Here is a 10,005-nt window from a genome sequence, read left to right on the forward strand (position 1 = left end):
GATCACGCCCCGGTGACGCCCGCCTCTTGCAGGCCGTTGCGCACGGTTCGTTCCAACGCCCCCGCGAGGGCCTTGCGATCCGCGAAATCGGCCACGGCGAGCGGGGCATGGTATTTCACGATCACACGGCCCTGCGGGCGCTGCGCCAGCGTCGCCAGCAGATGCGGGCCGAAATCCATGGTGCCCCACCAGCCATAGATCCTCGGGTCGGTCTCCGGAGGCGCGCGGTAGATCACCGAAACGGGCTGGACGCGCAGCGTGTCGCGGTAGGCCGGGTCGAAGAAGGCCTCGAAAAGTGTCGGCTTGAAGGGCAGCACCCGCCGCCCGTCGGTCGAGGTGCCCTCTGGAAAGAACAGAAGCTTGTGGCCCAGGCCCAGCCGTGCCCGGAAGGTTTCGACCTGTCCGCGCGCCGCGCGCCTGTCGCGTGCAATGAAAACCGTTCCCGTGGCCCGTGCGAGCCAGCCGATTCCGGGCCAGCCCGCAACCTCGGCCTTCGAGACGAAATAGATGCGCTTGGCCGCGTTCAGCGCGAAGATGTCCAGCCAGCTGGAATGGTTCGCGACCACCGCGCCGGGTCCGGTCATGGGCCGGCCCTCGGTGCGGTAGCCGATCCCCATGACGCGAAAGGCGTTGCGGCAGACAACTTGCGTGACGACCGGCGTCCAGGGACGGCCCTGCCCGAAGAGCGGGCGTTCCACCAGCCGCAGCAACAGCAGAACCGCCAGCCCGCCCAAGACCAGCCCCCCCAGGGCAACGCCACGCAGCCCGACAAGGACCCGACCGGAGCCGCCGATACGGTGGCTCTCGGGCAGATCGTCGGAGTGCCAGGTGTTCATGCGCCCGCGCCGGCATAGAGCGCGCGGCCGCGCGCACTCATCCGGGCGGTGTCCACCACCAGGCAGACATCGGTCGTGTTGAAGGCGTGATCCACATAGGCCCCCGCGCCCACGCGACCGCCCAGCCGCAGGTAGGCCTTGATCAGTGGCGGCATCTGACGCAACGCGGCAAGGCGGTCCATCCGGTCCTCGGGCAGCATGTCCATGGGCTGGAACAGACGCGAGCGTACGCGCAGCGGCTCGGGGGCGAGGTGCCGATGATGGAGCAGCGACAGCGGCTGGGCCAGCGCCCCCGGTTCGGTGCCATGGAAACTGGCGACGCCGAACAGGATTTCTGCCCCGCTGTCGCGCACATGGGCGGCCAGCCCCTGCCAGAGATGGAACAGCGCCTGCCCGTCGCGATAATCCGGATGCACGCAGGACCGGCCCATTTCCAGCAGACGCCGCCCCCGGGCCCGCAGCGGCGCAAGATCGTATTCGCCCTCGGAATAGAACTGCCCCGCCGCGCGGGCCGCGCCATCGTCCATCAGCCGGTAGACGCCGATCACTTGGTCGTCCTCGGGTCGTGTCCGGTCGCGCAGCAGCAGATGCAGCGCGTGGGTGTCAAAGGCATCCTGTTCAAGCCCGGCCGCGTGATCGACCCCGGCACCGCCTGCGCCCATCTCCAGCACGAAGACATGGTAGCGCAGCGCAAGCGCGGCGCGCAGGTCCTCGGGCGTGCGTGCCAGAGCGGTCTCGAACAGGGGGGCGGGCCGGGTCATGAATGGATAACGGGCGGGTCTGGAACTGTCCGCGCCTTCTAGGACGGGGGGCCGCGCTTGGCAACGCCACGCGCGTTGCGACGACAGGAACTCAACCCTTGCGTGCATTCCCCTCACCGCCTAACGTTGCGTCACCCAGAGCCGACGAGGACCAGCATGATGCGCCTGCCATCAATGACCACCTTGCCCTCGTCGGCAAAATTCACCGTGACCCGGCCGCCGATGTTCGACTGCACCTGCCCCACGCCCCATTCGGGGCGGTCGGGATGGCGCACCAGCATCCCCGGTTCCAGAAAGCTGTTCTGATCCTCCATGTCCGCACCCGACCTTTCCGCCCTTATCGGCTCTCGTATCTGTCATGACATCATCAACCCACTTGGGGCGATCGGCAACGGCGTCGAGCTTCTGGCGCTTTCGCGGGCCGCCCCCCACCAGGAAATGGACCTGATCAACCGCAGCGTGGCCGATGCCAATGCCAAGGTCCAGGTGTTCCGCCTCGCCTTCGGCACAGCCGATCCCGGCCTGAGCCTGACCGCGACCGAGATCCATGGTCTTGTGGGGGCCTATTTCGCCGAAGGTCGGACCCGCTGCGAGGTGGCCCTGAACGATCCCGTTCCCCGTCCCGAGGCCAAGGCGGCACTGCTTGCGGCGCTCTGCATGGACAGCGCCCTGCCCCGTGGCGGCACGATCCGCATGAATCACGCCGACGGTCTGTGGACCGTGGCGGCGACCGGTGCGCTTCGGCCAGATCCGGACAACTGGGCGGTGCTGGCGGGCAAGGCCCCGGCACAGTCCCCGACGGCCAGCACCGTTCACTTCGCCCTGCTGCCAAGGGCGCTGCACGACTTGGGGCGCTGCGCGCGCATCACCCGCGCACCCGACCGGCTGGCGATCGCCTTCTAGCCGCGCACTGTGCCGTCACCCTCGACCAGGTACTTGAAACTGGTCAGCTGCATGGCGCCAACCGGGCCGCGGGCGTGCATCTTGCCCGTGGCGATGCCGATCTCGGCGCCCATGCCGAATTCGCCGCCATCGGCAAACTGGGTCGAGGCGTTGCGCATCAGGATCGCGCTGTCGAGCCGCGAGAAGAAATGCGCCGCCGCCGCGTCGTCCTCGGTCAGGATCGCATCGGTGTGGCTGGACCCGTAGCGACGGATATGGGTAATGGCATCATCAATGTTATCAACAACTTTGGCTGCGATCTTCATGTCAAGGTATTCCATGCCCCAGTCGGCCTCGGTCGCGGGCACCGATCCGTCCAGCCCCTGCGCATGAACCTCGACGCCAGCGGCCTTGAGGTCATCGACGATTTCCTGGCCCAGGGCCTGGGCCTCGCGATGCACCAAGAGGCATTCGGCGGCTCCGCAGATGCCGGTCCGACGGGTCTTGGCGTTGATCACGACGCGCCTGGCCTTGTCCGGGTCCGCCGCCTTGTCGACATAGATATGCACGATGCCTTCCAGATGGGCGAAAACCGGTACTCGCGCCTCGCGCTGGACCAGACCGACCAGCCCCTTGCCCCCGCGCGGCACGATGACGTCGATCGTGTCCACCATGGTCAGCATTTCCTGCACGGCCGCCCGATCGCGGGTCGGCACCAGCTGGATCGCATGTTCCGGTAGCCCGGCCGCGCGCAGTCCCTCGACCAGCCCGGCATGGATCGCGCCCGAGGAATGGAAGCTCTCCGAGCCGCCGCGCAGGATCACCGCGTTGCCGGACTTGAGGCAAAGCGCGCCGGCGTCGGCCGTCACGTTGGGACGGCTTTCGTAGATCACCCCCACCACGCCAAGCGGGGTGCGCACCCGGCGAATATGCAGTCCGCTCGGCCTGTCCCATTCCTCGATCACCTGGCCGACAGCGTCAGCCTGCGCGGCCACCGCGCGCAGCCCGTCGCAGATGCCCGCGATCCGCGCCTCGTCCAGTGTCAGGCGATCCATCATGGCGGCTGACAGGCCCTTGTCACGGCCGAAGGCCAGGTCCTTCTCATTCGCAGCCATGATCTCGGCGCGACGCGCCCAGACGGCATCGGCGGCCGCTTCCAGCGCGTGTGTCCTGGCGGCGGCCGAGGCATGTGCCAGCGAGGCAGCGGCGTCTTTCGCATTGCGGCCCAACTCGGCCATCATCTGATCGATCTCGGTCATTTCGCCCTCGTCCCTCTCATGTCACCAGGTCGTCGCGGTGGATCAGAACCGCGCGGCCAGGATAGCCCAGGATATCCTCGATCTCGGCGCTGCGGTGTCCGGCGATGGCGCGTGTCTCGGCATCGCTGTAACGGCTCAGGCCCGTGGCCAGCACCTTGCCAGCCGGGTCCGTCACGCTGACCGGGTCGCCGCGCTGGAAACTGCCGGAGACCTCGGTCACACCGGCGGGCAGCAGGCTGTTGCCGCCCGCAAGCGCCCGCGCCGCGCCTGCGTCCACCATCAGCGTCCCGCGCGGTTTCATGGCCGCGATCCAGCCCTTGCGCGCCACGTGCCGGTCTTGCTGCGGAGGAAACCAGGTGGCCGGCGCCCCCTCGGCCAGCGCCAGAAGGGGCCGCATCCGGGCGCCCTCGGTGATCGCCATGGCACAGCCCGACGCCATGGCCGTCCGGGCCGCAGAAAGCTTGGTCTTCATGCCGCCCTTGGACAGGCCCGAACCCGCGTCGCCGGCCATCGCCTCGATGTCCGGCGTGATCTCTTCGACAACGTCGAAACGGCGCGCACCCGGGTCCTCGTGCGGGTTGCCGGAATAGAGCCCGTCAACGTCGGAGAGCAGGATCAGCTGATCGGCCAGGACCGTCATCGCAACCCGCGCCGCCAGCCGATCATTGTCGCCGTAGCGGATTTCGTCCGTGGCGACGGTGTCGTTCTCGTTCACGATGGGCACCGCGCCCATGCCCAGCAGGGTTTCCAGGGTCGCGCGCGAATTGAGGAACCGGCGCCGGTTCTGGGTGTCCTCAAGCGTGACCAGCACCTGTGCGGTGGTGATTCCGTGCGGGGCAAGCGCCTCTTCATAGGCGCGGGCGAGGCGGATCTGGCCAACGGCGGCGGCCGCCTGTGACTGTTCCAGCGACAGCGGACCGGGGCCAAGTCCCAGGACCCCGCGCCCAAGCGCGATGGACCCCGACGAAACCAGGACCACATCCGCCCCCTTCCCCTTGAGCCAGGCCACGTCCTCGGCCAGGCCCGCCAGCCAGCTGGCCCGCAGGGTGCCGCTGTCGCGCTCGACCAGCAGGGCCGAGCCGATCTTGACGACAACGCGTTTCGCTTCGGTCAGGGGTGCCACGGATCCTCGTCCTCTTGCGTGTCGCGCTTGCGGCGCAGGCGGTCCTCGTCGATCCGCGCGCGCAGGGCGCGCAGCACCTCGGTGACGCCCTCGCCGGTGGCACCCGACATCTGCAGGACCTCCGCGCCGGTCCCGGCGGCGATCTCGTCGGCGATGAAGGCGCGCTCCTCGAAGTCCAGCGTGTCGATCTTGTTGAGCACGGTGACGCGTGGCTTGTCGGCCAGCGCCCCGGCGTAGGACTCCAGCTCGTCGATGATGGTGCGGTAATCGCCAACCGGGTCGCCCGAGGTGCCGTCGATCAGGTGCAGCAGCACCGCGCAACGCTCGACATGGCCCAGGAAACGATCGCCCAGCCCGCGCCCCTCGTGCGCGCCCGCGATCAGGCCCGGAATGTCGGCCACCACGAATTCCACGCCATCGACGCCGACGACGCCAAGGTTGGGCACCAGCGTGGTGAACGGGTAGTCGGCTACCTTGGGCCGCGCGTTCGACGTGGCCGCAAGAAAGGTGGACTTGCCCGCGTTCGGAAGGCCCAGAAGCCCGACATCCGCGATCAGTTTCAGGCGCAGCCAGATCGTGCGTTCGACCCCCTCCTGCCCGGGGTTGGCGCGGCGCGGGGCGCGATTGGTCGAGGTCGTGAACCGCAGGTTGCCCCAGCCGCCGTTGCCGCCGCGGGCCAGAACCACCCGTTGGCCCACCTCTGTCAGGTCGGCGATCACCGTTTCCTGGTCCTCGTCGAGGATCTCGGTGCCCACCGGCAGGCGCAGGATGATGTCGTCCCCGTCGGCGCCAGTGCGCTGGCGGCCCATGCCGCCCTGGCCGTTGCTGGCGAAGAAATGCTGCTGGTAGCGGAAGTCGATCAGGGTATTGAGCCCGTCGACCGCCTCGGCCACGACCGAGCCGCCCTTGCCGCCGTCGCCGCCATCGGGGCCGCCGTATTCGATGTATTTCTCGCGCCGGAAGCTGATGCAGCCGTTGCCGCCGCTGCCGGAGCGGGTCTGGACCTTGGCGAGATCGAGGAATTTCATGGGGCGCGGGCCTTTCGCGGGCGATCAGATGCGCGGGATACGGCATTGCCGCGCGGCGCTCAAGGGGGGCCGACGCTCAGCCGGTTTGGCGGCGCGGCGACCGGTTCATCCAGCGCGTCCGCGAAAGCGCCATCCGTTGCGATCGCACGACCCTACCCGTGGCGCGGCAACTGACCTCGTGCTGATCCGTTTCCCGGAACCCCAAGGACTGCAACAGCGCCCCCGAACGGGCATTTCCCAGGAAGTACTCGGACTGCAGCAACCGCGCCGCGCCGGTATCGAAGAGATGACCGACAACCGCGCTGGCAGCCTCCGTCATGATCCCCTGTCCCCAGGCATCGCGCCGCAGCCAATACCCGAAAGAACCCTGGCCGCCGATCATGCCCAGCACCCGGTCCTCGCCCGCGCGCGTGATCGCCCACGACGTTTCGCGTCCCGCCGCGCATTCCGCGATGAACCACAGCGCGTCGTCAAGGGTGTAGGGGTGCGGCACCACGGTCAGCCACCGGCTGACCTCCAGGTCGTTCAGCCCCGCGACGATGTCCGGGGCATCGCCGGGCACGGGCGGGCGCAGCCGCAGCCGCGTTGTGCAAAGCGTCAAGGGCGTCACCCGCCCAGCTTGCGGCTGTAGGTCCAGGTGCGCACGATCGCACCGCGGGCCACGCAATAGGCCTCGGCGTCGCCCAGGTAGTCGAAGCCCGCATTGGTCAGCACTCGGGCCGACCCGGGATTGTCCTGGAAGACTTCGGCGAAGATATGCTCGGCGCCATGGGGATTTGCCCCCAGCAGAGCCTCGATCGCCGCCGTGGCGATGCCGGCGTTCCAGAAGGCGGGCGCGACCCAGTAGCGGATTTCCGACTGGCGCCGATCCATGCGTTCCAGCTTCAGAATGCCCATCACCTCGGCGTGGCCAAGACGTGCGCCGTCGATCACCCAGACATCTACCGAATGCTCGGGGTCGGCGGCGGTGCGCAACAGCGTCTCGACCGTGCCGGGGGGCAACGGGTGAGGAATATCTCGGGTCATGCGCGCCACCCGTTCGTCCCCGGCATAAAGCTCGATCAACCCGGTGTCCGAGCGCCGCATGGGGCGCAGGATGAAGCGGTCCGTTGCGATTTCGGCGGCTGAACCGCTGCCGGGCGGCAGATCCTTGTCGACGATCATCGGCTTTCCTCCTCCGAAAGCCCGGGACGAACCCGAAATGGGGCGGCACGGGCCAAGGCACAAGCCGCCGTAAAGAAAAAGGGACCGGCGGTTCCGCCGATCCCTTTCAAATGTCTTGAAACCTGTGGGTCCGGCCTATTCCGCGGCATCCGCCAGCGGTTGTACGGAAATGAAGGTGCGCCCCTTCAGGCCCTTGCGGAAGGTCACATTGCCTTCGACCGTGGCGAAGATCGTATGATCTTTGCCCTGGCCGACACCGTCGCCCGGCCACCACTTGTTGCCGCGCTGACGCGCGATGATGTTCCCGGGGATCACGGTTTCCCCGCCGTATTTCTTGATACCAAGGCGGCGACCGGCAGAGTCGCGGCCATTGCGGGATGACCCGCCTGCTTTCTTGTGTGCCATCGTGTCTCTCCTCTCGGTCTCTTACTTGGACAGGTCTTTGGCCTGGTCCACCCAGCCTTCACGCTCGATCCGGCCCTTGAAGCTCAGCTTCTCGTCCATATCAGCAATGTCGGCCTCGGTCCAAGCCGCGATCTGGGCAAAGGTGGTCACGCCGGCGGCGTGCAGCTTCTTTTCCAGGGCCGGGCCCACGCCGGACAGCTGCTTGAGGTCGTCGCCCCCGGCCGCGGCTGTCTCGGGCGCCTTTTCGGCAGATTTCTTGGGCGCGGCCTTCTTGGCCGGCTTGGCGGCCTTGGGCGCCGCCGTGGCAGCAACGCCGGCGCCGCCGAGGGCCGCCTTGACGCCCGACTTGTCGGCGCCCTTCTCAAGGATGTCGGTGATGCGAACCAGCGTCAGCTGCTGGCGATGGCCGCGCGTGCGCTGCGAGCCGTGCTTGCGGCGGCGCTTGACGAACTTGATCGTCTTGGGGCCCTTGATCTGGTCGATCACCTCGGCCTGGACGCCGGCGCCCTCGACCGTCGGGGTGCCGACGGTGCCTCCGACCATCAGGACATCGTTGAACTGGATGGTCTCGCCGGCTTCGGCGGCGATCTTCTCGACACGCAGCACGTCACCCGAGGTGACCCGGTACTGCTTGCCGCCGGTTTTCATAACCGCGAACATGCGTCTCTTCCTTTTGTTTCCGCGCCCTGTGGCCCCCGTGTTCACGGGTGTTGCGGGCCTCGCGCCCACCTCGGACAGCGCCCCTTGCGGGGTCTCTATTCAAATGCGAAACCGGCGCATGTTGACGCCGGTCGCGACCATATGCGCCAGGGCGGAGAAACTGTCAAGGGGCCCGTCAGGCGCGCGGGCGCGCCACACGCTGCCGCAGCATCAGCCAGATCGCCAGCAGGACCACCGCCCCCTGCCCCAGCGCGCCGCCGTCGATCTCGGGGACGGCCGCCGGTGTCGCGTAAGCATAATGCAGGTCGGGGCTTCCCGAGCTGACCTGGCTGGCGCGGGTCGCGACATCACCGCCATCGGTCAATCGCTCGTACCGGACATTCAAGAAACCGTCCAGGTAGGTCTCGTAGGCAAAGGCAAGATTGTCCGTCCCCGCGTTCAGATCGAAGGGGTAGCCGGGCGCGACGGCCGCGTCGTAGGCGTTCGCGAAATCCCTCGCCAGTTGGAAATCGCCCCACCAGGGCGACGCGATGATCGCAGGCGAATTGTCCAGGTAGCTGTCCGGCCCTTCGAAGAACTCCACATCGTAGGTGGTGCCGTCGACTGTCAACTGCACCGCCTGCGCCGCGGCTGTTAGCGGGACGAGCGCCAATATGAGCGCGACAAGCAAGCGCGAGAGACCGAGCCGAGCACGAGGCAGGGTGACGCGGACCTGCATCTTAATCTCCTTAAGATATTAAAAGTGTTGGGAAAGTCCTAGCTGCTCGCTGGTTTGCTGTAAACCGCTGTGGACCATCGCCTTACAGATCGCGCGAGGCCATTTCCTGCGCCGCTGCACGCCCCAGCGCCCGACTGATCGCCTCGAATTCACCGTCGAAGGCCTCGAAGAGGGCCCGGTTGATCCGTTGGCCCGGGCCGGTCTCGGCGAAATCGGTATAAATGGCCAGATCGGCGTCATCGAGCGGCTGGTAGGCCAACAGGGTAAAGGCATAGACCCATTCGGTGGTGCTTATGCGGATCTCGGGTTCCTGCGCCCAGACGTCCGACAGGATGCGCTCCTCGCTCATGTCGCCGCCGAAAGCGCCCCCCTCGGCGAGACCGAGGAAAAAGGCGTAGTTCGAATTCATGGCACCCATGACGTTCCGGTCCACCAGGTCGTTGGCGTCTACGAAGCGCGAGACAAGGCGGTAACGGTCGGTCTCGTCCGCCATGGCCAGCGCGGCGCGTTCGCGTGCGGCCTCCTCGACCTGGTCATCCAGCAGCGCCTCTCGCGCGCTCAACTCCAACGAGATCAGCTCTCGACCCAGGGGGGAGCCATAGAAGTCGTGAAGCGCGGCCAGGTCGGCACCTTCCAGCCCCGCGACGAACTCGGCGCGGATGTTGGCGACCATGCGCTCTTCGTCGTAGATGGTCGCCACCGTCTCCATCCAGTCCCGGCTCGGGCTGTCGCTCAGCATGTCGCGGGCCAGGGTCTCGCCGTAATCAAGCCCCTCCCGCTGCATCACGCCGATCATCTGCGGCAGTTTCATCCGATCAAAGAGCGCCGCTGCATCGCGGTCCTGTGCAAGCAGGGGCGTGGCAAGCAGCGCCAGCAAGGCAGCAAGGGCGACGGGCAGGACGGCAGAGCGGGCAAGGCGCGGCATGACGAGGTTCCTTTCTGTCTTGCCCTCCAAGGAATAGGGCGGAGCCGGCCGCATTCCAAGGGGAAGCGGCCCCTCGACGCGGGACCTGACGGGATTGTCAGGAAAGGGCTTGCACAGCCCGCCCCGCGCGATTATGCCCCGGCCAGACCCCCGCGGAGAGGTGCCGGAGTGGTCGAACGGGGCGGTCTCGAAAACCGTTGACCCTTCACGGGGTCCCAGGGTTCGAATCCCTGTCTCTCCGCCA

Annotated in this window: 13 protein-coding genes and 1 tRNA gene; 2 read left to right on the forward strand and 12 right to left on the reverse strand. The window is 67.4% G+C overall.

Annotated elements, in window-relative coordinates:
- Positions 1–2: 2 nt before the first annotated feature.
- The 3 genes from olsA to VJ897_RS14165 all read right to left on the reverse strand — a co-directional run bounded on the left by olsA (position 3) and on the right by VJ897_RS14165 (position 1,911).
- Positions 3–836, reverse strand: coding sequence for a lyso-ornithine lipid O-acyltransferase (gene olsA / locus VJ897_RS14155; protein ID WP_324056365.1), 834 nt, complete (start codon positions 834–836; stop codon positions 3–5).
- Positions 833–1,597 carry an L-ornithine N(alpha)-acyltransferase gene (gene olsB, locus VJ897_RS14160; protein ID WP_324056366.1) on the reverse strand — a complete coding sequence of 255 codons (765 nt, stop codon included), beginning with the start codon at positions 1,595–1,597 and terminating at the stop codon, positions 833–835. The genes olsA and olsB overlap by 4 nt, the downstream gene beginning before the upstream one ends.
- 131 nt (positions 1,598–1,728) lie before the next feature.
- Positions 1,729–1,911, reverse strand: coding sequence for a DUF3553 domain-containing protein (locus VJ897_RS14165; protein WP_324056367.1), 183 nt, complete (start codon positions 1,909–1,911; stop codon positions 1,729–1,731).
- Between VJ897_RS14165 and VJ897_RS14170 the strand changes: the two genes are divergently transcribed.
- Complete coding sequence (locus VJ897_RS14170) at positions 1,910–2,500, forward strand: histidine phosphotransferase family protein (protein ID WP_324056369.1); 591 nt, start codon at positions 1,910–1,912, stop codon at positions 2,498–2,500. The two genes, VJ897_RS14165 and VJ897_RS14170, sit on opposite strands and share 2 nt — an antisense overlap.
- Here VJ897_RS14170 and VJ897_RS14175 read toward each other — a convergent pair.
- The 9 genes from VJ897_RS14175 to VJ897_RS14215 all read right to left on the reverse strand — a co-directional run bounded on the left by VJ897_RS14175 (position 2,497) and on the right by VJ897_RS14215 (position 9,761).
- On the reverse strand, positions 2,497–3,738 hold the full coding sequence (locus VJ897_RS14175) for a glutamate-5-semialdehyde dehydrogenase (protein ID WP_324056371.1): 1,242 nt from the start codon (positions 3,736–3,738) through the stop codon (positions 2,497–2,499). The genes VJ897_RS14170 and VJ897_RS14175 overlap by 4 nt on opposite strands.
- Before the next feature lie 16 nt (positions 3,739–3,754).
- Positions 3,755–4,861: a glutamate 5-kinase gene (gene proB / locus VJ897_RS14180; protein WP_324056373.1), complete on the reverse strand. Its 1,107-nt coding sequence runs from the start codon at positions 4,859–4,861 to the stop codon at positions 3,755–3,757.
- Positions 4,849–5,889 (reverse strand): GTPase ObgE, encoded by a 1,041-nt coding sequence (obgE, locus tag VJ897_RS14185; RefSeq protein WP_324056374.1) that lies wholly within the window; start codon positions 5,887–5,889, stop codon positions 4,849–4,851. The genes proB and obgE overlap by 13 nt, the downstream gene beginning before the upstream one ends.
- 76 nt (positions 5,890–5,965) lie before the next feature.
- Positions 5,966–6,490, reverse strand: coding sequence for a GNAT family N-acetyltransferase (locus VJ897_RS14190; RefSeq protein WP_324056376.1), 525 nt, complete (start codon positions 6,488–6,490; stop codon positions 5,966–5,968).
- A 5-nt stretch (positions 6,491–6,495) separates the two neighbouring features.
- Positions 6,496–7,053, reverse strand: coding sequence for a GNAT family N-acetyltransferase (locus VJ897_RS14195; RefSeq protein WP_324056378.1), 558 nt, complete (start codon positions 7,051–7,053; stop codon positions 6,496–6,498).
- 135 nt (positions 7,054–7,188) lie between these two features.
- Positions 7,189–7,458 (reverse strand): 50S ribosomal protein L27, encoded by a 270-nt coding sequence (gene rpmA, locus VJ897_RS14200; protein ID WP_324056379.1) that lies wholly within the window; start codon positions 7,456–7,458, stop codon positions 7,189–7,191.
- A gap of 21 nt (positions 7,459–7,479) precedes the next feature.
- Positions 7,480–8,118 (reverse strand): 50S ribosomal protein L21, encoded by a 639-nt coding sequence (locus VJ897_RS14205; RefSeq protein ID WP_324056381.1) that lies wholly within the window; start codon positions 8,116–8,118, stop codon positions 7,480–7,482.
- Between the two features lie 175 nt (positions 8,119–8,293).
- Positions 8,294–8,836, reverse strand: a complete 543-nt coding sequence (locus VJ897_RS14210; RefSeq protein ID WP_324056384.1) for a hypothetical protein — start codon at positions 8,834–8,836, stop codon at positions 8,294–8,296.
- Positions 8,837–8,918: 82 nt separating this feature from the next.
- A complete protein-coding gene (locus tag VJ897_RS14215; protein ID WP_324056386.1) occupies positions 8,919–9,761 on the reverse strand; it encodes a DUF2059 domain-containing protein in 843 nt (280 codons plus the stop codon).
- A gap of 154 nt (positions 9,762–9,915) precedes the next feature.
- On the opposite strand from VJ897_RS14215, the gene VJ897_RS14220 reads away from it, so the two are divergent.
- Positions 9,916–10,005 (forward strand) — tRNA-Ser (locus VJ897_RS14220).

Source organism: Salibaculum sp. (assembly GCF_035270045.1).
Classification (GTDB): Bacteria; Pseudomonadota; Alphaproteobacteria; order Rhodobacterales; family Rhodobacteraceae; genus Salibaculum.